This window comes from Cohnella sp. GCM10012308, assembly GCF_042649185.1.
Classification (GTDB): domain Bacteria; phylum Bacillota; class Bacilli; order Paenibacillales; family Paenibacillaceae; genus Cohnella.
Map to the genome: position 1 here is coordinate 79,389 of NZ_JBHRYU010000004.1, position 22,033 is coordinate 101,421.

Genomic DNA, 22,033 nt, shown 5'->3' on the forward strand with positions numbered 1-22,033 from the left:
CGTTTGGAATGCTGCGCGATCAGTCGATCAGATCCGCATATTGCATGAACCGCTTGAGCATGACGGCCGCTTGCGCGCGGCTTGCCTGCGCCGCAGGCACGAACGTGTCGCTCGTCATACCGGTGATGATGCCGGCATCGACGGTTTGCGCTACGGACGCGCGCGCCCAGCTGCCGATCGCAGCGCTGTCCTTGAAGCTGCTCAGCGAGGCTTCCGAGGACGAAGGCACGGAGCCCTTCGCATACGCGATTGCTCTCGAGATCATGACCGCCATCTGCTCGCGGGTGATCGTGGCGCCAGGCTTGAAGCTGCCGTCTTCGAAGCCTTCGATCAGCTTCGCCTTTACGGCCGCGCCCGTTGCGCCTGCATACCATGCGCCCGACGCGACATCCTTGAAGCCGGCCACGCCAGTTGCTTCAGGCGTGAGACCCAGCGCGCGGACGAGCAGCGCCGCGAACTCTGCGCGCGTGATGCTGCTGTTCGGCGCGAATTGCGTATCGGATACGCCGTTCACGACGAGTTTGGAGGCCAGCAACTCTACGTCTGCTTTGGCCCAAGGCGCGGTCAGATCGGAAAAGGCCTTGGTAGCCGTCAGCATGGTGTAAATGCTATTGCCGTTGCGCTTGAACGTAATCTTAGAAGTGCCGTCCGACTGCTTCGTGAATTGCGCGGGCACGAAGGTCAGTGCGCCTGTCTGCGGATCGTACAGCGCGACGGTCGCGTGCGAAGCGTCGATCGTGCCCGATGCAACGACCGTGCGCGATACATAGGTCGAGCCGAATTCATTCAGCTCGGAGGTCTTGCCTCCGCCGGACGCAACGATTGAAAACTCGATTGCGCCACCCTGCTGCGAGGCGCCGATGCCGGCCGCGCTAGCCTTAATCTTGGCGTTGATGTCATCGGCAGAAGGGACGATGTTAATCTGAATGTTGATGTCCTGCGCCGATGCGCCTAGATTCGCTGCGATCGCGTCGAAGTTGAGCACGCCGAGCGGCAGCGAGTATTCGCCTTCGCCAGTTTGCAGCGATACAATCGCGCCCGAAGAGGCAGCGTCCTTCAACGCGGAGAACGGCAGATTGAACTGCACGGCATCGCCTTGCTTGCCTTCATAAGCAATATACACGACAGGCGCAGCGCCCTTGTTGTCCTGCTGCGCGGCCTTCTTCAGCGCGTCCGCGAGCGACGCGCCATCTTGCGTGACGACGGTCGTCGAGCGTCCGCCAACCTCTGTCGTCGAGGTCTTGTTCTTGCTCGTGTCGACGACGACCGGTTCGGCGCCGCCTACCGGCGTGATGACCTTATTCGACGTAGGGGGAGGCGTCGGCGTCGATACCGTCCCGCCTGGAGACGGAGTGATTGTCCCCGCCGTCAACTTAAAAGTCTTGCTGGCCACATCGCTGCCTTGACCGACGACCACCGTATACGTGCCTCCCGGTTCGCCTGATCCGATCGTAAACGGAGACGCGTATTGATTGGCTGTCACCGGGACGATATTGAAGTACACGACGCTGCTGTCAGGACGCAGCACCTTGACGATGACCTCATCCAGCGAGGCGGCGCCTTTAATATCGACTTGTCCGCCAGCCGTCACATCCGCCACATCCTGCAGCGAGACGACCGAGCTCTCGGCGTAAGCCGCTGCTGCCGGCACGAAGGCCAGGCACAGCGTCAGTATCATGAATATACGAAGCATGCGCGTTTTCAAACCTTGTCTCCCCTGCTTCCTCATGGATGATTATTATTGTTTGTAGCTTGGCTGTTCTGAATCATCGCGTCGTCGATCTCGGACTGCGTCTTGACCGTACCCAGGTTAATCCCCAGGTTCAAGGTGTCGCTGTCAAAGCTGCTCACGACGAACGCCTTGACTGTGTAATTTTTGGCCGCTGCGTTCGATACGTTGAACTTGGCGGTATAAGTGCCCGTACCTACTGCCAGTTCCGTAGCCGCAATGCTGACAGGCGTATCGCCGTCGAACAATTCAAACACGACGGATTGCGTACCCGTGCTATTGCTTGGGTTTCCACTAGATTTTAGACTAGGACCATTATATTCTTGATTGTACTTATCGTTGGCTTGATTGTAGATGAACACCTTAGCCGTCACGCCGCCGATCGTACTCAGGGCCGGAGACGTCATATAGAAAACGTCGGTGGAGTTCAACGAATAGCCTTCATAGATTCTGGCGCTGTAGCCTTGTGCCTCGACCGTGACGTAATAATACCTGTCTCTAGCGATGACGCCCTTTCGAATCGTCAGCTTCCCGGCCGTCAGGTCATATTCCGAAGCGGCGAGCACGCGCCCTGTCTCAGAATAATCGTCATAGACCGTCACAGCGTTGACGTTCTTCCGCCATTCTTTATTATCGTTGAACGTAAGCGCGCTGTCTGCGTTGCTGAACAGATAGCCGGCAAGATCCGGGCCGTTATAAGCGATGGTTATGTTGATGTCTTCATTTGATGAATAATGATGACGGTCGGTCAATTCGCCCTCGGCAATTTTCAGTTGGATGCTGCCGGTCTTGACAGCGTCTTTGAAAATAACGCTGATGCGATTGTACTTAACGAATAACTTATCCTCTGCGGACAGCGAGGTGAAGGTTGCACAGTTATCTCTGGAGATCTGGATTTTACCCTTCAATGCCTCGACGGCGGATGCTTCGTCGTCGAGTTCGGGCGCATCGTAATCGGCGCTGAAATAAAGGTTGAGGAAGCGGCCGTCCATGCTGAAATGCGCATTATAATCATCCAACCGGATCTCGTTATTGCCCTCGAAGTAGAATTCCTTTGTGTATATGAATTCTTCAGCAGCATTGCCTGCTAGGTCTGCGATGCCTCTCAGGGAATAGGCGCGGTAGATGCTCCTATCCGTCGGTTGGTCGTTATGGATCGTTACCAATGAGCCGGATACTATGATATCAGCCTCTTCAGGGAGTCGGTACCAACCCCAGTGGTTGCTATCAAACCAATTTAAGCTTTCTCTCAACGCATCCTCATCCGTCACTTGCACGTCTTCATCGAAGATCAGCGTCAAATCCTGATAATCGTTAGAAAACACATAGTTGACAAGCTTGGGAGGCGTAGCATCGTCTTGCGAATCGGACAATTGAATATAAGGCGTTGCTTCGTCATACGTGTTATAATTCCCGTTTGCGTCCTGAACGGTGCCGCCTCGAATGAGGATTTGGCTCGTTTCGCCATATAACGGTTTTGCCAGTTCAAGGGTGAGCGTATCTCCCTGCAGCGTAGCCTTGTCCGAGGCGCCAAGATCCAGATAGCTTCCTTTGCTAGTCACGATAGTTGCAATGTCACGATCGGAATCGGTGAATGGGGTTCTATAGACATCTCCGTTGAACTTGACCGTAATGTCGCGATTGCCGTTGCTGGCCGTTACGCTTTGAATGGCGGGCGCGCTGACGGACAGAATCATCTCAGGCGCGATATTCCCTGTCTCATCTTGAAGCAGTCCGGCTGCGAGTTTGATTTTCGTATTCGGTCCGGAAATAACCTGTTGATCTTGTTCATAGTAAATTTGGAGGTAGTTGCTCCCCAGGTACGTGTAAGCAATGCCATTTAACAGCGGAGCAAAGTGCTCTCCGTCCTGTGCGATTTGAATTTGGCCCGGGAGTGCATCCAACCACGCCTCATACTGAGATTCATCGTTAGGGTCGGCATCTGCAGGAAGCACCGGGCTGATATTTTCATCGAAGTACAAGTATACTTGGTATCCTTGGTTCTGAGCGCCTACGAACGCAGGCGGCACGATGTCGAGTGGCTCCGGATTCGCACTCGCAGTAGGCGCGTATGAAAATCCTGCGAAGACCAATAACGCCAGCATCAGAAAAACTGAAACTTTTTTCATTCTTTTTTGGTCACTCCTATAGGTTTTTAATGATTCTTTTTGCCCAGATTTTAGTATAAACGACGTCAATGACGGCAAAATGACAAACTTCGACGAAAGTCCATTCCAGCCTGAAGCATATGAAAAAAGACTCATTCTTGGCGGGAACGAGTCTTCAAGGGTATATTTGTCTGCCGCCTTTAATTGTCGGACTCCAACTGCGTCAGCAGCTGTCCGTACAGCTTGTTCACCTCGGCCGACGGCCAGACGCCCAGCTCTTCTTGCAGCATGTCCGAATACTTCGTGAACAGTCGGACCAGCGCATCGCGGTTGTGCTGCGAAGCCAGCGCCTTCATGTAGAGCTTGACCGTGTCTTCGTCCAGCTCGTTGTGAGCCATGAGCTTCGCCAGCAGGCGGATCGCGGATTGCGCATCCCCCTTGTCCAACAGTGCTTGGCCGAGCCTGCGGGCAAACGAAGCATACATCTGGGATATGCGCTCGACCTCGCTCCATGCCCACGGGTAGGCGAGGTCCCCGAACAGATGACCGGTATACGTCCGTTCCAGCTCGATCGCCCGCTCCAGACTGGACGCATCCACGGCCGCCATCTCGCGGCAGCCTGCCTCGAAGCGGTGCAGATCGACCTCCGCCAGCGTGAGATTTAATGCATAGTGATTGGCATCCGAATGCAAGCTCCCCTTCATGCCGATCGCCTCAAGCAGCTTGCGAAGCTGGTAAGCCGTCGTGTTGAGGTAGATCTCCGCATTTTTGCGGGGCATGCCGACGAAGATGTCTTCGACCAGTCGGGCCCGGGAGACGAGGCTCCCGCGATGCAGCACTAGGTAGGCGCACAACTCCGCGCTCTTGCTGGATTTCCACTTGACCAGTTCGCGGACCGCCCCGCGAATCTCCATTCGTCCGAGGCAGTTGATCTGCACCGGTGGCCCGGGAACTTCCCGACTTCCCGTGCCGCCCTGACCGCCGCCCGCTTCAGCCAATGCCCTTCGGACCGTATGCTGCAGCCGCTCCTGAACGACAGGCTTGACCATGAAGTCGTAGGCGTACACATCGAATGCGGACAGCGCAAATTCAGTATGAGACGTCACAAAGACGAGCTTGACCTCTCTGCCGCTCTCTCTCAGCCGCTGGGCGAAGGCCATCCCGCTCTCCTTCGGCATATTGATATCTATAAAAATCAGGTCTACCGCAGCGCTCTTTAAGTAGGCTTCTGCCGATGCCGTATCCGCGAAGCTGCCGACGACTTCCACCCCGCCGATTTTGGCCAACATGCGCTTCATGATCAGATGCATCGCTTTTTCGTCGTCTATCACCAGGACTTTCATCCGATCCCCCTCCTCGCCGCCATCAGATCGCCGCCATGCGCAACATCCGCTTGCGCGGCGGGTACGGTGAAGTAAAAGGTGCTGCCCTGCTCCGGCGTGCTGTCGAACCAGAACTCGCCTCCGTTCAGGCGCGCGAACTCCTTGCAGAGCGCAAGTCCCAGTCCGACGCCCCGCTCGCCAGCCGTCCCTTCCGTAGAGACGACATGATCCTCTCGCAGCAGCGTATACAGCCGATCTTCGGGAATGCCTATGCCCGAATCGCTGACGCTAACGGTGAAGACGGCGCCCGACAGCGAAGCCCGCACCCGGATGTCGCCGCCAAGCTCGGTGAACTTGATGGCGTTGGACAGCAGGTTGCGCAGCACCAGGTCGAGCATCTCCTTGTCCGCGAATACGAACGCGTCCTGCTCGATGTCGGATACGATCCGAATGCCCTTGCCGTCGCTGCGGCCTTGCAGAAGCCGGACATTGCGCTGCACGGAATGAGACAGGCTCTGAACGATCGGTACGAATACCATGCCGCCCCGTTGACTGCGGAACCACTCGATCAAGCTCTCGACGAGCGCGAAGGTGCTGTGCACCTGCCGGCTCATCTCTTGTACGATCTCCTCGTGATCCTCCCCGCAGACAGATGCCTCCTCCTCCAGCAGCTCGGTCAGATTCAGGAGCACGGCCATCGGATCCCGGATATCATGCGCCACTACGTTGAACATTTGATCCTTGAAGGCGTTCAGCTCGCGCAGCTGCCTGGCATTCTCGAGCAGACGCTCCTCCGAGCGTACCGCGTCCGTTACGTCTCGCAGCAGCAGCATTTTGCCCGCAGGTCGGGATCGGAAATCGGCAACGAGCGACACTTGCACGCTGTAATAACGGTCTGCCGCTTCGTCCCTCAACAGTTCCTTGTTCTCGGAGGCAGACGCCAAGTCGATCCTGCGGAGAAGCTCGGGATTGGCTGCGAAAACGGCCGAAGCCGGTTGTCCGACGCCGTTTTTGCGGCCCAAGCCTTGAATCGTGCGCCCCGCCGCCTGGTTGAAGCCGGTAATGTTGTCCTCCAGGTCCAGCAGGACGACTGCGTCCTGCATGGATTCGAATACCTTCTGCAGCGCCATCGGCGCGAGGCGGAGCAGGTTGAACTGGTAGATGCCGAACAGGAAAAAGACGTTCGAGAGGATGAAGCCGAAGGGAGAGATATCGAAGGGCGTGGGCAATACGCCGCTAAGATAAACAAGCGTAGAGCTGTAGGGCGCAAGCGATCCGATGAGCATGAGAACGACATGCTTTTTCATGGAAGGCGCGGACTTGAAAAGCATTCGGAGGAGAAGAACGACTCCGACGAGGATGAGCGCGTAAGCGTATATCACGTGGACGTAGTACAACGGTCCCCTGACGATCCGGGCCAGCGGGAAGCCCTCGGAGTAATCGAGCGTGAGGCTTTTGTAGAAGAGATGATGCCATTCGTTCGTATTGTGGGCGATAAAAGTGATGACGGGGATGACCATTGCGGCGGCGACGGTCCATTTGCGTATGTAAGCCTGCCTCCCCGTATATTGAAGGACCATGACGAACCAAAATACGGTGCCGAACGGGATGCCGATGTATTCGATTCGCAGCCAGAAGCGGATGGTCTCGAGCGACGAGCTGACAAGCTCCGAAGCATAGCCGAACGTGTAAAACGCCGTGCTCAGAATGCACAAGCCGTAGCTAAGCGCGATGGGCAGTTCCCTTCTTTTCCAGCACAGGTAGACGACCACCGCGGAGCAGCAGGCAGACGCGATCAGCAAAGCGGACAAGTATAAATTGAAGTTCATAGAAGAGGAGACTCCTCGTGCCGCCGGGGGGCTGAATATTCGTTCGAAGATGCGAGATTCGTCGTCAGCGGCAGCCAGTCGAAAAATCCGCTTCTCCAGTATACACCCCTTTTCCGATTGAGAAATAACAAATTTCGACCAAAGCAGACGGCGCCGTATTCCCTTTAAAGGAAATGAGGCGCCGACATTCCGGCTTGCTTATTCTGCTTCGCCCACGACAGTAAAGCGCTCGCCCTCATGCGCAGGCTGCTCGATCTCGTCTACGATCGCGATCGCATAGTCCGCGTAGCTTACGTAGCTGTCGCCCTTCGCGTTGAATAGGAGTTGGTCCCCTCCCTTGCGGTAAGCGCCGGTGCGCTTGCCTGCCGGGTCGAAAAACGCGGACGGGCTGACGAACGTCCAGCGGATGCTGACCGCGGCTTGCAGGTCCTGCAGATTTTGCGCCTGGCTCGAGGCGGTCGCCTTAAACATCTCGGGGAAATCTGGCGTATCGACGACGCGAAGCGTCTTGGCCTCGTCGACGAAAAGGCTGCCCGCGCCGCCAACGACGATGAGGCGGGTATCCGGCGCTCCCTGCAGCGCCGCGATCAGCGCCCGGCCCGCTTCCGCATGCAGATGCGCCTGATCGAGCGGGGCTCCGAACGCGTTCACGACCGCGTCGAACGCTTGCAGGTCGCTTGCCTGCAGATCGAACACGTCCTTCTCCAGCACCGCCCAGCCCTTGTCAGCCACCTTGGCTGCGCTGCGGACGATGGCCGTCACCGTATGCCCCCGCGCTGGATGTGTTGCCTATGCATCAGAGACTTGTTGTAACCAAATCAGATACAACTCTGACAAAGAAAAGCGCTTAGCCGTTAGCGGCACGCTTTTCTTCGATCTCCAGGGCCAGCACGTCGACGAGCTCTCGCATCGTCACGGCGGCCAGCACGCCCTCCATCGCCGCTTGCGCCTTGACCATCATCAGGCGCAGCACCTGCTCGATGTTGGCGCCTACCGGACAAGCCGGATTCGGCTGCTCGTGCATATGAAACAAATGGTCCTCTTCAACCACATCAACCGCGCGATAAACGTCGAGCAGCGTGATCTCGTCCAGTTCCTTCGCCAGCGTGGCGCCGCCGCTGCCCGCCTTGACGTTGGCGAGCCTCGCCTTCTTCAGTTGACCGAGCACCCGGCGGATGACGACGGGATTCGTCCCGACACTGCCGGCCAGCCACTCCGACGTATGGTGGTCCTGCGGCCGAATCGCCAGCAAGGACAAAATGTGTACGCCGATGGAAAATCTGCTGCTGATTTGCATAAGCAACACCCTTTCGTTGTAATAATTATAGTTACAACCCGTGTCGGATGTCAAGGCAAGGTAATTTAGGTTTCCGCAAAAAAGGGGGGCCGATACGTTATCATTTCGATATCGGCTCCCCATCGGCACGATTCGCTATTCCGCGAGCGACTTTCTAACAGCCGCAGCCGCTTCGTCCAACGCCTCGATGACCTTGTCGCACCATCCGTCGAATGCCGGATCTTCCCGCTGCAGCTCCGGATGCGCAAGGATATGCGCCAAGGTCCGCTTGATCCCTTGATCGAAGCGGATCCCGGCCGTGAAGCCAGGGACCAGCCGCTTCAGCTTGGCATTGTCGAAGACGACGGTGTTGGCCTTGTCGCCGATCAGCCCGCCCGTAAAGTCTTCGCGGCTGCACGCCGCCAAAAATTCGGAAGGCGCGTGCACGGCCCGCAGCTCCACCCCGAGCGCGTCCGCGATCGCCGCGTAGATCTGGTTCCAGGTCAGCGATTCGTCCGACGTAATCTGCACCGATTCCCCAATCGCATGCAGATTGCCCATCAGGCCGATAAATCCCTTGGCAAAATCCTCGTTGTGCGTCATCGTCCACAAGGAGGTGCCGTCGCCGTGAATGAGGACGGGCTTGCCTTCGAGCATCCGCTTGGCCACCTGCCACGAGCCCTTGCTGCCGTGCACGCCCAGCGGTATCGAGCGCTCGTCGTACGTGTGGCTTGGCCGCACGATCGTGATCGGGAAGGATTGCTCGCGATACTGCTTCATCAGATATTCCTCGCAGGCAATCTTGTTTCTCGAATATTCCCAATATGGATTGGCGAGCGGCGTGCTCTCCGTAATCCGGTAGTCGGACAGCGGCTTTTGGTAGGCGGAGGCGGAGCTGATGAACATGAATTGTTTGGTTTTCCCCGCGAACAGCCGGTAATCCCGCTCCAATTGAGCAGGCACGAAAGCGATGAATTCCGCCACCACGTCGAACGACAAGTCGCGGATCAGTTCCGCCACGCGCGCTTCGTCGTTGATGTCAGCCTCGAGCGTCTTGACGTTAGAGGGCAGCTCCCCGTTGCGCGTGCCTCTGTTCAGCAGATACAGCTCGCAGCCTTGCGACGCCAGCTCTCTCGTGATCGCCGCGCTGATCGTACCCGTGCCGCCGATAAATAACGCTTTCATCAAAAAGCACCTCCGCGAAGTGGAATAGAGAACGATAACACCTGTCTATAGCTATATTCGCCGCCGGGAAGGCCGGTCCTGTCGCCGAGCGCCCGAAAAACCGGGCGGACCGTCCGCCTTGGTCACAATCCTGACGGCCGAGGTCACTCAACAGTTTAAATTTGACCGTCGCCGTACCGGGCAACACGCTTCAATGGTGCGCCTTTGGGCAAGTTCTTGAACGCCTCGTCCACCTCTTTATTTGATTTTGCCGAAGTTTGTCATTTAGCCATCATTCCGGGTTGGTACAATGAAAATTCAAGCATCTGAATACCCAATACTCAACCCTGTAGGAGGGCTACTTTGCGTAAATTCAATCGCTTTATCTCTTTGATTGTCATGGCTTGTCTCATCCTTTCGACCTACTCCATTGGAGGCCGCGCGGCTAACGCTGCTGTCGCGTCCTCAGCCTCGGATGTTCAAGGCCATTGGGCCGAAAATACCATCTCCCAATGGATCGGCCAAGGGCTGGTCCAAGGATATCAAGACGGGAACTTCAAGCCGGATAGCCCGATCACGCGGGCGGAGTTCATCACGCTGGTCAATCGCTCGTTCGGATTGACGGAAAAAGCGGAGATTTCATTCAAGGATCTATCCGCGAACAACTGGGCTTATGGTGAAGTCGCAGTCGCCATCAAGGCGGGCTACATCGCCGGCTATGCGGACAACACGATTGGCACGGCCAAGCCGATCAGCCGGCAAGAGGTTGCCGTCGTCGTCAGCAGACTGCTGAAGCTGGAGTCCGCAGACAACGCGGGAGCGGAGGGATTCTCCGATGCCGGCAAGATCGCCAGCTGGAGCAAAGGCGCTGTCGGCGCCGTCGCTGCGGCGAAAATCATGAACGGCTACGGCGCGGACAATCTCTTTAAGCCGGAAGCGCCGATCACCCGCGCAGAAGCTGTCGTTACATTGGATCGGGCAAAGGCGTCGCAGACGGTCGCCTACGATAAGGCTGGCGTTTATGGCCCTGCGACAGGCATGGAGACGGTAAATAAAAACGTCGCCATCCTTGCGTCTGGCGTAACGCTGCAGAACATGACGATTAACGGCGACTTGCTGCTGGGGGCCGGGATCGGAGACGGCGACGCCTTCCTGGAAAACGTCAAGGTCACCGGTACCGTCACGGTGCAGGGCGGCGGCGAGAACAGTATCCATTTTAACAACTCCATACTCGTCGATATCATTATCGACAAGCAATCTGGCACCGGCATGGTTCGTATCGTGTCCGAGGGCTCGACGACTACGGCGCTTGTCATCCTTAACTCTCCGGCCATCGTAAATAACGCCGGCTCTACCGGCTCCGGCTTCAGCAACGTCAACATAAGCTCCTCGTTGCCGGCCGGTTCGCAAGTCAAGCTGCTCGGCTCGTTCGAGACGGTCAGCGTTAGCGCCAAGCAGATTCAAATCGATGTCCCTGAAGGCAGCATCTCCAATTTCAATGCGACGTCTGCAGCGTCAGGAATGTCGCTGAACCTGAATCAGGGAGCGACGATCAACTCCCTCGTGCTGGATTCGGTCGTCAAGCTGCTGGGAAAAGGAACGATCGTCGCGGCGACGATCAATACGCCGGGCTCTACCTTCGAGACACCGGCCCAAACGACAAAGACGCCGGCACCGACGGCTTCCCCGACAGCGGCACCTTCTGCTACTCCAACTCCCGTCCCTGTCATCAAGACGGCATTGACTGAAGCGATCGGCGAAGCAACTGCGCTGCTGTCCGCTCATAAAACGGGTGCCGCAGCAGGCGATGTTTCTAAAGCGTCACATGATGCTTTTTCGGTTGCTATCGCGGATGCGACCGCGGTAAAGGAAAGCTTGAACTCGACGCAACCGCAGGTGGACGCGGCAATCGCAGCATTGGCAAAAGCGAAGATCGCCTTTAACAATACGATTGTTGTCATTAATCTCCTCGGTTTGGATGCAGCTATCGTAAATGCCCAGAAGGTGCTTGATGACCGTCATGTGGGCGCTGCCAGCGGTAACGTGCCTCAAGCGGCGCATGATGCTTACGCGGATGCAATAGCGGATGCAACCGCCGTCCGCAAAGCTGCCAGCTCGACGCAACCGCAGGTGGACGCGGCAATCGCGGCGCTGGAGAAAGCGACAACAGCCTTCATCTCCTCCATAGTCAGCATAGACACGACTGCGTTGGCCGATGCTGTCAGGGAAACAACCAAGTTGCTGCACGCTCGCGTAGTGGGAGAGGCAGCAGAGAATGTATCCCAAGCTGCATTTGATGCGTACGGAAGCTCGATCGAGGAGGCTACTGTCGTTCTCGGCTCTGCCAGCTCGACGCAGGCGCAAGTGGATGCAGCCGTCGCCACACTGACCAAGGCAACAATCGCTTTCAACAACGCAATCGTCGTGATCGACTTCGTCAGCTTAGACGCGGCCATCGCCGACGCGAATAAGGTGCTTGACGCCCACACCGTGGGCGAAGCGAACGGCAATGTAGCGCAAGCGGCGCACGACGCCTATAACCAGGCCATCCAAGCGGCTGTCCTCGTGAAGAATGCGACAAGCTCCACACAAGCGAAAGTGAATGCGGCCATTGAGACGCTCGCTGAAGCAACCGCCACTTTCAACGAGGCCTTTGTCTCGGTCGCTATGTCCGAGCTGACAGACGCCATCAAAAATGCCGAGGCATTGCAGAGTATGCATCCCGTCGGAGCAGCTGCCGGCAATGTAATGCAAGAAGCGTATGACGTTTACCAACAAGCCATCAACGACGCGATCGAAACAAGGAATTCGGTTTATTCGACGCAAACCAATGTGGACGACGCAATCGATAGGCTGGAGGCGGCAGGTTCTGAATTCACTGACGCGTTTATTAAAATTGATACATCAGCTCTTGAGCTCGCCAAAGGCGAAGCTGAGGCTACGCTGTCGGCCTACGAGGTGGGCTCGGACGAATACAACGTATCCCAGGAGGCGCACGACACGTTCGAGAGCGCGATCGCAGCCGCCACGGTCACGCTGAACGCCGCAAGCTCGACGCAAGCGGATATCGATATGGCCGTCGGCGCGTTGACCAATGCAACCGCCGTCTTTATGGACGCGAGAGTGCTGCCGATTCCGACGATCGCAGTCGACGGCTCGCTCGCCAATTATATGCCGGTTGTCGCTGTTGGCAATCTAATCGAAGGCTTGAATGAGATTACTGTCTACGACGGAGATACCGCCATCGGCTCAGGCACCGCAACCGCAGCGACCGCGACGATCGTCGTGAACGCGCTGACGCCGGGCGCCCATAAGCTGAAGATCAAGTCGGTCAACGCGGATGGCCACTCGATCGTCTTTTCGGCCGAGACTTCCTATACGGTCGATCCGATCGCGCTGCGGCCCCAAGACCAGATCTCCGAGAGCCAGGCTCATATCGCCGTATTGGATACGAACGGCCGCGTCTATACGTGGGGTTACAACTATGCCGGGCAGATCGGCAACGGCTCCACGGCGGTTCAACCTAGCATCTTCTTGGTACCGGGCTTGCCTGCCAATATCGTTGCCGTTCAAGCGGGCGAAGGCCATACGACGGCATTGACGTCGGACGGACATCTTTGGGCATGGGGCTACAATCGTTACGCGCCTGCGCAGTTGGCAGGCATCGATCATGTCGTGAGGATCAGCTCGCAAGGCTCTTCCATCTATGCGATAAAGAGCGACGGGACGGTTTGGAAGGTGGGCTCGTATTACGACTTCTCCTCCATTGCACAAGTGCTTGGACTGGATCATGTCATCGCGATTCAGGACGAATGGTCGAACGTAGGCGTCGCCTTGAAGTCGGACGGAACCGTCTGGGCGTGGGGAGACAATGATAACGGGCAGTTGGGCGATGGCACGACAACGCCTCGGGCCGAGCCTCTTCAGGTTCAAGGCTTGCCGAAGATCGTAGACATTAAGAACGGTAACCAGCACACCCTCGCGCTAAGCGAGGATGGAGAGGTCTATGCTTGGGGCTTCAACCAGATGGGACAAGTCGGAGACGGGACCAACACCAAGGTCCTGACGGCCAAAAAAGTTGAAGGGTTGTCCGATATCCAAATCATCGGGGCGGGCAATTACCATTCTTTTGCCATCGATGTGAACGGCAATCTCTACGCATGGGGAAGCAACCAGGGCGGGCAATTAGGCTACGGCCACTATGACGACGGAGTAACGACGCCTCAAAAAATAGGCGCTGCTCCGACGGATATTCTTTCCATTACGGGCGGAGAAGGAAGCACGACGGTTGCCTTGACGGCGAACGGCGATATCTGGACCTGGGGCAACTCTTCAGACGGACTGCTCGGCGACGGCTCTGCGGGCTACCGGCTGTCTCCGAACGGCCCCATCGGCCTGAATCTGCTCCCGGATCCTGCGGCGCCAGGGCCAGTGGTCATCTCCGGTGTGAAGAGCGGCGGCACATACCGGACGGTCTCCCCTGCTTGGGTGGACGCCGAGCATACGGTCAGTACGGCAACACTCAAAAATACGGGAACGGGCGTCCAAGCTGCCTATTCGCCAGGAACTACGATCTCTGAGGGCGGCAATTACCTACTGGTAATCACCATTGTCGACGCGGATAACGCGAGCGCCGTTTATAAACAATACCTGTCGTTTAGAGTGGATGCTGAACCGCCTTATATCGTCAGCTTTTCTGCGAGCGCATCGAGCGTGAACGCATCTTCCAGCGAAGAGGGGAATCTCTACCTGGTGCCAAAGGCATATACGGTGGTCGACTTGGCCGGATTACTGGCAGCGGCGGGCGAGCGCAAGATCGTCATTCCATACGGGTATTATCTGGCCAGCTTCGAGATTGGCAAGCTGCCGGCCGATACGTACGTTATCTACGCAGTCGATGCTGTAGGCAACATCTCGGCGCCTTCGAACGATATTGCGGTACCGGTTGTACAATAAAGACATTCAAGTCGGCGCAAAGAGCGGCCGTCCCGCCGGGGACGGTCCTCCTATGCGCAACGAAGCGCTGGAACACGCCAAACGGCAGCCCGAGGCTGCCGTTTGTTTGGTTTAGACCAATCTCATTGTTTTCTCTTCCACACCGTACCGTCCGAAAAAGCAATCTTGGCGGTATCCGAAAAGCCGATGCCCAGATCCTAATACCAGACTGCCGTATACATCGCAGCAACTGAAGGACAGATCGAGCGCGATGACGGTTTTGTTCGACAGGTTCGACACCTGGACATCGGCCTCGGGATGGCCGAGTACGTTGCGAGTACGTCGTAAGTGATGCTGGGAGCGTCGATCCGCAATTTTACATGCGATCCGCGGCTTGATACCGAAAACTTTCGCAAGCTGTCACAAATCCGGCCGCTCCGTTGTCTTAGATAGCAGGAACGACAAATACGAGCCAAACGGAGGAATCGACATGCAATTGCGAATGAACCATCAGGCGGTTAATCCCGCTGCATTTCAGGCGCTGCTGAAGCTGGAGGAATCGGTCAAGAAGATGGGACTCGATCCGGTGCTCTACGAGCTGATCAAGATTCGGGCCTCGCAGATCAACGGCTGCGCTTTCTGCCTCGACATGCATACGACCGACCTTCGTAAGATGGGCGAATCCGAACGCCGCATCAACCTGGTCGCCGTATGGCACGAGGCGCCGCAGTTCACCGAGAAGGAGCGCGCCGCGCTTGCGCTGACGGAAGCGGTCGTGCGCATCGCCGACGCCGGCGTGCCGCAGGATATCTACGACGAAGCGCGCCGGCACTTCAGCGAGAGCGAGTACATCGCCATCGTCATGGCGGTCAACGCGATCAGCAGCTGGAACCGCATCGCGATCGCGACAGGCATGTTCCCGGGCTGCTTCGACAAGCAGACGACGCAGGCCTAAGGAGCTGTGCACGGGTAGCGGAGCATAAAGGCGAGTCATGCAGAGCGACGGCGGGGGACGTGGGGGACGTGGGGACAGAGCGCGCTCGCTCAGGCGCTTCGCGCTGGGCGAGCGGACCCTGGTTCCGTTATCTCGGACCTCAACGCGGATTTGCGTATCTGTCGGACCGTTGTTCCGTTATCTTCGCTTTGACGGGCCATAATACTGTACTTTGCGTGAAATAGCGAATCCTTAGTCCGAATCGAGCCGCTGTAGCCCATTTTGGCGTAAATAGCGGATCCACGGTCCCTATCGCCCCTCTCGCCGCAAGATCGACGGCCCACGACGGCTATCGCCAACCGCACGCGCCATTTGTGACAACACGCTCGTCCTAGGCTCCCATAGCCGCCTCATTCAGACTAAGCCACCCGGTCGGGTGGCTTGTTGGCGTCGCAGGATGAAGTTGGATAAAATGAAGGCAACATATAAGGATAAGGGAAGGCAACAAGAAACGGAGGCGGCACCCTTGAATACCAGCTTGAACACCAGCGATGCGATCCAAGATGTCGAACGGCTCTACCGCGATTATAAGCCGCTGCTGACTTCGATCGCCTACCGGATGCTCGGCTCGATGAGCGAGGCGGAGGATGCGGTGCAGGACGTGTTCGTCGCCGTCAGCCGGCTGAACGGCGGCGGCGAGATCGAACACCCGAAGGCGTATCTCGTCAAAATGACGACCAACCGCGCGCTCAACATGATGAAGGCCGCTCCGCGCCGCCGGGAGAGCTACCCGGGCCCTTGGCTGCCCGAGCCCGTTATCGAAATGGACGACGCCGACCAGCCGCTCGCGCACATGCTCCGGCAGGAACGGCTCGGCTATGCCTTGCTCGTGCTGCTGCAGACGTGCTCGCCGCCCGAACGGGCCGTATTCGTGCTGCGCGAGTCGTTCGGCTACGAATACGCCGAGATCGCCGCATTGCTGGACAAAACCGAGGCTGCTTGCCGCAAAATCTTCAGCCGGGCCGCCGCCAAGATCGGTCATCTCCCGGCTGCGGAGCAAGAGGAATCGGCGGATCCCGCGATGGACCGCTTCGTCCGCTCCTTCGAGGAGGCGCTCGCCTCCGGACGTCCTGACGCATTCATCCACCTGCTCGCGGAGGATGCCGTGCTGCTGAGCGACGGCGGCGGCATCGTGCGCGCGGCGATCAACCCGATCGAGGGCTCCGCTCGCATCGCTGCCTTCTTCGCCGGCATCGCCGGGAAGGGCTCCCTCGACGGCCGCTGGCGGCACGTGCGGATCAGCGGCCAGCCGGGGCTCCTGCTGGAGCGGGATCGCCTGACGCCGGTCGCCTTCGCGATCGAGCCCGACGGCCTCGGCGGGATTCGCGCCATCTATATGGTGTCGAATCCCGAGAAGCTGACGCGCATCTCGCGCTGACGCGATGCCCATCACCTGCCTGTAGACACTTAGTCCAAGAACTCAGTCGAAGAATCGGGTGATCCGTCTGTTAGATATCAACGCCATTGCCGAGCGATATGCCGGAAGCTTAATCAAGGTCGTCGGCGTGTTCCGCGCAGCGATTCCGCCGAATACGACCTTCCGGTCCCATACCCAAGCGTTTCCCACGCCAAGCCCCGGCTTCGTTTTCGGCATCCGAGGAAGCGGGATCTTTATTTTTGACGGCACCTCCTACGAACTGCAAACCGGGAAAGTGCTTCACGGAGGCGAAGGCATGTCGCTGACCATGCGGACGGAGGCGTCGGAGCTCGAATATTTTCTCGTTCGCTATACGCTGCACGAGGCCGGGCAGCCAGACCCCTCTTCTGCAGCGGTTCACAAGCCCTTCGAGCTGGATCCGGGCATTACGCCTGCCATGGCCGAGCTGCTGAACCAGCTTCGCGAGTCGTTTTACGCATCGGGGAGTCTCGCGGCCATCAGAACCGGTTACTTGTTCCAGATGCTCCTGCACGAAACGCTATCCTCGAGCCTCAACCGGCACAACGACGACAACCGCGAGATCATCGAACAAGCCCGGAATTACATCCACTCGCACTATATGCAATCGCTGAGCGTAGCAGCGCTGGCCGAGCGGCACGGTTTGTCCGCCAAGTCGTTTTCCTATCTATTTCATAAGCATACCGGCGTGTTCCCGATCGATTATTTGATCCAGCACCGGATGAAGCGCGCGCAGGAGCTGCTGACGATGAGCGATGCGGGCATCAAGCAGATCGCCGCCAGCGTGGGCTACGAAGACGCCCTTTATTTCAGCCGGCTGTACAAAAAACACTTCGGCAGAGCCCCGAGTCAAGCCCGGCGAATTTAGGCAATAATCCATATCCTTTTTGAGAATCCTCTATTCCCATGTCCGCTTCTTCTCTGCTATATTCTCTTGGTAATGAAAATCATTCTCAGGGGAGAAGAGAAGAGCAAATGCATACGATCAGAAAACGTTGGCCCGTCCTGCTCGGCCTGGCACTCTTGTGCGCGGTCTTGCTGGCCGGATGCGGCAACGGGAACAACCTCAATCAAACGAACAACGGAAGCGCGACTGAGTCTGCGTCGCCCGACCCGACGGCATCGCAAACGAGCCCGGCTAAAATTGTCGTCACCTATTTCCCCTACGCGGATCATCTGTTTGCTTTAGGCAAGGGCGAAGACTTGATCGGCGTCGTTAACTTAAAATCGCTGAAGGACTTCACGGTTTATGAACCCTTTCTCGCAGACGGACATGTCGCCGATCTGGGCGATGAGCTCGACCTGGAGAAAATCGCCGCCTTGAACCCCGATCTCATCATCGCCTCCAGCGCGGAAGCTGACCAAATCGAGCAGCTGTCCAAAATCGCCAAGACGGTCACCGTCAACGCCACGTTGAACTGGCAAGAGACGATCCGGGGCGTCGCAGATGCGATTGGAGAGAAGACAGAAGCCGAGGCGTATATCGAAAAGTTTACCGCCAAACAAACGGAAGCCGCCGCCGTCGTCGAGCAAGCGGGGGCCAAGGGGAAAACCGCCTTGTTCGTCATGCCCTGGCAAAAATCGTTCACCTACTGGAGCGGCTCGCGGCTGGCGCTGTATTACGAAAAGCTCGGCTTCAAGCCGTTCGACGGCCTGTCCAACGTAGGGGACATCACGCTCGAGGGCATCAGCGAGCTCGATCCGGAATACCTGTTCATCGGCAAAGACTATACGAATACCAGCGAGATCACGCTCGAGCAGTTGGAGAAGGATCCCGTGTGGAATTCGCTGTCCGCCGTCAAAAACAAAAAAATGTTCGTTGTCGACACGGAGATTCTGGGACCGCTCGCGATGGGACAGTTCAAAGGCCTCGCGTACATGGAACAGCTGTTCCAGGATACGAAAGCCGAATAGCCGGGCGAAAACGCGAATAAAGCGCGTATCGTTTTCCTTCAGCGGAAAACGATACGCGCTTTTACGATGACGGCAACAACCAGCAGCAGATACATCGGTCGGGGCACGAGGCGAAGCCCAGGTTACCGCGGATCAGCTTCCACTTGCGCGGCTCCCAATAGTATGATCACTCTCGCGTTTCGACGGGTCAGCCTCTGTCTCCGACGTCCGGCTCGTCCATGAACCGGACGACAGGACGGTTCACCCCGTGCAGCTCGAATACGACGATCTCATTGTCTCCTTTACGGAGCAAAGGTCCGGGGATATACAACCGGCGCTGCGGCCCAAGGCTCCAATATCTCCCGAGATTGAAGCCGTTCACGAATACGACGCCCTTCGTCCATCCGTCCAGCGCCAAGAACGTATCGGCCGGTTCCGCGACCTTCAGCGTGCCGCGGTAGAAGACGGGATCGCCTTCCGTGAGCTTAACCGCCGAATCGGCCTGTCCGCCGGCCTCCGGCGCCGCTTGCGTCCATGGCGCGAAGTCCAGTCCCGACAGATCGTCCAGCGGCAAGGCGCGCAGCTCCCAGTGGTACAAAAACTGGTTGCCCAGCCGGATGCCCTCGGTGACGCCCTTCGGATCGCGCATCAGCGGCCCGTAATTGATGCGCCCCATGTTCTCCACCAAAATGTCGAGCCGGACGCCTTCAGGCGGAATGTCGAAGCGGATCGGCGGATGCGACCTGCCGCTGTCCGCCCGTTCGACGACGCCCAGGCAGCGCCCGTCCACGAATACCAGCGCCCGGTCGCGCACCTCTTGAATGACGAGCTCGTTGTCCGGGCGCGGGCCCGATACCCGCGTCGAGTACAGGATGAAGCCGTTCGACTGCCCGACGTTCTCCATCGGCTCGGGCGTCGTCCGCTTAACCGGCGCGGACAGCGCATCCAGCGACCCGGACAGCGAGGCCTGCTCGGCCAAGACGAGCTCGCCGTAATCCCGGCTGGGGATCGGGGCAGGCAGGGGCTCGTCCGGCAGCTTCATATGCTTGGCCAGCACGCGCCGGACCGCCTCGTACTTGACGGTGGGACGGCCGGATTCGGACAGCAGCGCGTCGTAATCGTAGCTCGTGACGGTCGGCGCATAAGCGTCGCCATGGTTCGCCCCGCTCCAGAAGCCGAAGTTCGTGCCGCCGTGAAACATGTAAAAGTTCAAGGAGGCCCCTTGCCGCAGGATCGCGTCCAGCTCCTGCGCCAGATTGTCCGCATCCCGGACATGATGCGCTTCTCCCCAGTGATCGAACCAGCCGTTCCAGAATTCCATCACCATGAGCGGGCCGGCGGGCTGATAGCGCCGCAGCTGCTTGAAGGCCTCCTCCGACCGGGAGCCGAAGTTGACCGTCGCCAGCGCTTCCGGCACCATGCCGCCTTGCAGCATGAAGTCGGCTTCGCCGTCGGACGTGAACAGCAGCACGTCCATACCTCTGGCGCGCATCGCATCCCGCAAGTAGGCGAGGTATGCGGTGTCGTTGCCGTAGCTTCCGTATTCGTTCTCGATCTGCAGCGCGACGATCGGCCCGCCGTTCGTGCACAGCAGCGGGCGCAGCATTGGCAGCAGCCGATCGTAATAGGCGTCAACGCGCCGCAAGTATGGCTCGTTGTAGCAGCGCAGCCGCATGCCCGGCTCCGCCAGCAGCCATGCCGGCAGTCCGCCGAACTCCCACTCTGCGCAGATGTAAGGGCTCGGCCGGACGATGACGTGCAGTCCCAAGCTTCCGGCCAGGCGGACGAAGGCGGAGACGTCGGCGATGCCGGCGAATTCGAACTCGCCGGGGCGCGGCTCGTGCAGGTTCCAGGGCACGTACGTCTCCACCGTGTTGAGGCCGAGCGCCTTCAGCTTCAGCAGCCGGTCCTCCCAATATTCCGGCACGGTGCGGAAGTAATGAATCGCGCCCGACAGAATCCGAATCGGCTCGCCGTCCAGCATGAACTGATCGCCTTGCACCTCGAACGCGCGCGACTTCGCAGCAGGCTCGGCCTGCGTAGACGCTGAAGTTCGCGCGGATACCGCAGCGTTAACAAATGCTGCCTCGTTTGAAGCTTTCATCGGCCTACTCCCTCCCCTCGGCATATACGCGCATCGCCCGTACAATCGGCGTGCCTTCGCTCGCAAGCACATGCAGGCGGACGGCCTCCGCCTTCACCTGCGGCAGCCGGTCAATCTTCTTGTGACCGACCGCGGTGCCGCGGGCGATCTCCGTCCATCGCCCGTCCGCCAGCGCCTCGGCCGCATACGCGCGGATGCGCTCCCCGTGCCGGATGTCCTCCATCAGCACGAGATGCGAGAGCGCCGTCTCCCGGTCCAGCCATACGGTCAGCTCGTCCCCCTCGCCCTCCGTCTGCCCTGCCGGATGCGCGAACCGCCGCCGCACTTCGTCGGCGAGCTCGAGCACGCGGCGAACGTCCGCCTCCGGCAGAAGCCCCCGATCGTCGGGCGATATGTTGAGCAGCAGGTTGCATCCGCGCCCGACCGAACGATAGTAGATGTCCATCAGCTCGTCGAGCGCGAGCAGCTTGTCTTCGGCATCCGGATGCCAGAACCACTGTCTCCTGCGGATCGGCACGTCGCATTCGGCCGGAATCCACCGCGGCGTATCCTCCAGCCAATCGGCCCCGGCGTCCGTGAACATGCTCAGCCGCGCCGCCTCGGCCGTATTCCAGCAAGGGTACGGCGCGACGCCGTCTTCGTTGCCCACCCAGCGGATCGTCGGGGCGCCCATATTGAACACCATCGCTTCCGGCTGATATTCGCGGACCAGCTTCATAATGCGCGCCCAATCGTACGCGCGTCCCTCGGAGCCGGCGCCGTCGAACCATACTTCGACCAATGGGCCGTACCCGGTCAGCAGCTCAGTCAACTGAGCGGCATAAAAATCGTCGTAGGCCGCCGGGTCCGCGTAGCACGGCTCGTGCCGGTCCCACGGGGACAGATACAGGCCGAAGCCGACGCCTTCCTCCCGGCATGCCTCCGCGCATTCCCGCACGACGTCGCCCCGGCCGTCCCGCCACGGGCTCGAAGCGACGGAGTAGTCCGTCGTCGCCGTCGGCCACAGGCAGAAGCCGTCGTGATGCTTGGCCGTCAGGACGAAGTACTTCATGCCGGCCTGCTTCGCCGTTCGCACCCATTGACGCGCGTCGAGCGCCGTCGGCAGGAACTTTTCCGCCGGGTCGGCGCCCTCTCCCCACTCTTGATCGCAGAACGTGTTCATGCCGAAGTGGCAGAACATGCCCATCTCCATGTCCTGCCAGGCCAGCTGCGCTTCGCTTGGCAGCGGGCCTTCGTATTTTCCGGCCGCGTGCGGCTCTATTGCGTTCATCCGATCATCCCCC

General features: G+C 58.5%; 13 protein-coding genes and 1 pseudogene. 5 read left to right on the forward strand and 9 right to left on the reverse strand.

Translation table 11 applies throughout. The features are described from left to right. Nucleotides 1-19: 19 nt before the first annotated feature. The 7 genes and pseudogenes from ACFOTD_RS07245 to ACFOTD_RS07275 all read right to left on the reverse strand — a co-directional run bounded on the left by ACFOTD_RS07245 (nt 20) and on the right by ACFOTD_RS07275 (nt 9,449). A complete protein-coding gene (locus ACFOTD_RS07245) occupies nt 20-1,705 on the reverse strand; it encodes an S-layer homology domain-containing protein (protein WP_378117200.1) in 1,686 nt (561 codons plus the stop codon). Nucleotides 1,706-1,725: 20 nt separating this feature from the next. Continuing rightward, on the reverse strand, nt 1,726-3,858 hold the full coding sequence (locus ACFOTD_RS07250; RefSeq protein ID WP_378117202.1) for a hemoblobin-interacting domain-containing protein: 2,133 nt from the start codon (nt 3,856-3,858) through the stop codon (nt 1,726-1,728). A 179-nt stretch (nt 3,859-4,037) separates the two neighbouring features. Then, nucleotides 4,038-5,180, reverse strand: a complete 1,143-nt coding sequence (locus ACFOTD_RS07255; protein ID WP_378117204.1) for a response regulator — start codon at nt 5,178-5,180, stop codon at nt 4,038-4,040. Beyond that, the gene (locus ACFOTD_RS07260) at nt 5,177-6,988 is read right to left on the reverse strand and encodes a sensor histidine kinase (protein ID WP_378117206.1); all 1,812 of its coding nucleotides are present in this window, start codon (nt 6,986-6,988) and stop codon (nt 5,177-5,179) included. Before ACFOTD_RS07260 ends, ACFOTD_RS07255 begins: the two co-directional genes overlap by 4 nt. Nucleotides 6,989-7,186: 198 nt before the next feature. Continuing rightward, nucleotides 7,187-7,762 (reverse strand): annotated as a pseudogene (locus tag ACFOTD_RS07265) (NAD(P)-dependent oxidoreductase); the annotation flags it as partial. A gap of 73 nt (nt 7,763-7,835) precedes the next feature. After that, the gene (locus tag ACFOTD_RS07270; RefSeq protein WP_378117208.1) at nt 7,836-8,285 is read right to left on the reverse strand and encodes an Rrf2 family transcriptional regulator; all 450 of its coding nucleotides are present in this window, start codon (nt 8,283-8,285) and stop codon (nt 7,836-7,838) included. Nucleotides 8,286-8,420: 135 nt separating this feature from the next. Then, complete coding sequence (locus tag ACFOTD_RS07275; protein ID WP_378117210.1) at nt 8,421-9,449, reverse strand: SDR family oxidoreductase; 1,029 nt, start codon at nt 9,447-9,449, stop codon at nt 8,421-8,423. Between the two features lie 342 nt (nt 9,450-9,791). On the opposite strand from ACFOTD_RS07275, the gene ACFOTD_RS07280 reads away from it, so the two are divergent. The 5 genes from ACFOTD_RS07280 (at nt 9,792) to ACFOTD_RS07300 (ending at nt 18,667) form a co-directional block, all read left to right on the forward strand. After that, entirely contained in the window at nt 9,792-14,384 is a 4,593-nt protein-coding gene (locus tag ACFOTD_RS07280) for an RCC1 domain-containing protein (RefSeq protein WP_378117212.1), read from the forward strand. Between the two features lie 469 nt (nt 14,385-14,853). Then, nucleotides 14,854-15,318 carry a carboxymuconolactone decarboxylase family protein gene (locus ACFOTD_RS07285; protein WP_378117214.1) on the forward strand — a complete coding sequence of 155 codons (465 nt, stop codon included), beginning with the start codon at nt 14,854-14,856 and terminating at the stop codon, nt 15,316-15,318. A 505-nt stretch (nt 15,319-15,823) separates the two neighbouring features. Continuing rightward, nucleotides 15,824-16,735, forward strand: a complete 912-nt coding sequence (locus ACFOTD_RS07290) for a sigma-70 family RNA polymerase sigma factor (protein WP_378117216.1) — start codon at nt 15,824-15,826, stop codon at nt 16,733-16,735. Between the two features lie 58 nt (nt 16,736-16,793). Continuing rightward, nucleotides 16,794-17,621, forward strand: coding sequence for an AraC family transcriptional regulator (locus ACFOTD_RS07295; protein ID WP_378117218.1), 828 nt, complete (start codon nt 16,794-16,796; stop codon nt 17,619-17,621). 107 nt (nt 17,622-17,728) lie between these two features. After that, nucleotides 17,729-18,667 carry an ABC transporter substrate-binding protein gene (locus ACFOTD_RS07300; protein WP_378117220.1) on the forward strand — a complete coding sequence of 313 codons (939 nt, stop codon included), beginning with the start codon at nt 17,729-17,731 and terminating at the stop codon, nt 18,665-18,667. A 187-nt stretch (nt 18,668-18,854) separates the two neighbouring features. On the opposite strand, the gene ACFOTD_RS07305 is transcribed toward ACFOTD_RS07300, so the two are convergent. Then, nucleotides 18,855-20,630, reverse strand: coding sequence for a glycoside hydrolase family 35 protein (locus ACFOTD_RS07305; protein WP_378117568.1), 1,776 nt, complete (start codon nt 20,628-20,630; stop codon nt 18,855-18,857). Between the two features lie 124 nt (nt 20,631-20,754). Next, nucleotides 20,755-22,020, reverse strand: coding sequence for an alpha-L-fucosidase (locus ACFOTD_RS07310; protein WP_378117222.1), 1,266 nt, complete (start codon nt 22,018-22,020; stop codon nt 20,755-20,757). Nucleotides 22,021-22,033: the final 13 nt, after the last annotated feature.

Excerpts from the sequence above, each read along its gene's own strand:
- ACFOTD_RS07255 (WP_378117204.1), bottom strand. The coding sequence starts at position 5,180 with ATGAAAGTCCTGGTGATAGACGACGAAAAAGCGATGCATCTGATCATG.
- ACFOTD_RS07310 (WP_378117222.1), bottom strand. The coding sequence starts at position 22,020 with ATGAACGCAATAGAGCCGCACGCGGCCGGAAAATACGAAGGCCCGCTG.
- ACFOTD_RS07300 (WP_378117220.1), top strand. The coding sequence starts at position 17,729 with ATGCATACGATCAGAAAACGTTGGCCCGTCCTGCTCGGCCTGGCACTC.
- ACFOTD_RS07305 (WP_378117568.1), bottom strand. The coding sequence starts at position 20,630 with ATGCTGGACGGCGAGCCGATTCGGATTCTGTCGGGCGCGATTCATTAC.
- ACFOTD_RS07270 (WP_378117208.1), bottom strand. The coding sequence starts at position 8,285 with ATGCAAATCAGCAGCAGATTTTCCATCGGCGTACACATTTTGTCCTTG.
- ACFOTD_RS07250 (WP_378117202.1), bottom strand. The coding sequence starts at position 3,858 with ATGAAAAAAGTTTCAGTTTTTCTGATGCTGGCGTTATTGGTCTTCGCA.
- ACFOTD_RS07285 (WP_378117214.1), top strand. The coding sequence starts at position 14,854 with ATGCAATTGCGAATGAACCATCAGGCGGTTAATCCCGCTGCATTTCAG.
- ACFOTD_RS07260 (WP_378117206.1), bottom strand. The coding sequence starts at position 6,988 with ATGAACTTCAATTTATACTTGTCCGCTTTGCTGATCGCGTCTGCCTGC.
- ACFOTD_RS07275 (WP_378117210.1), bottom strand. The coding sequence starts at position 9,449 with ATGAAAGCGTTATTTATCGGCGGCACGGGTACGATCAGCGCGGCGATC.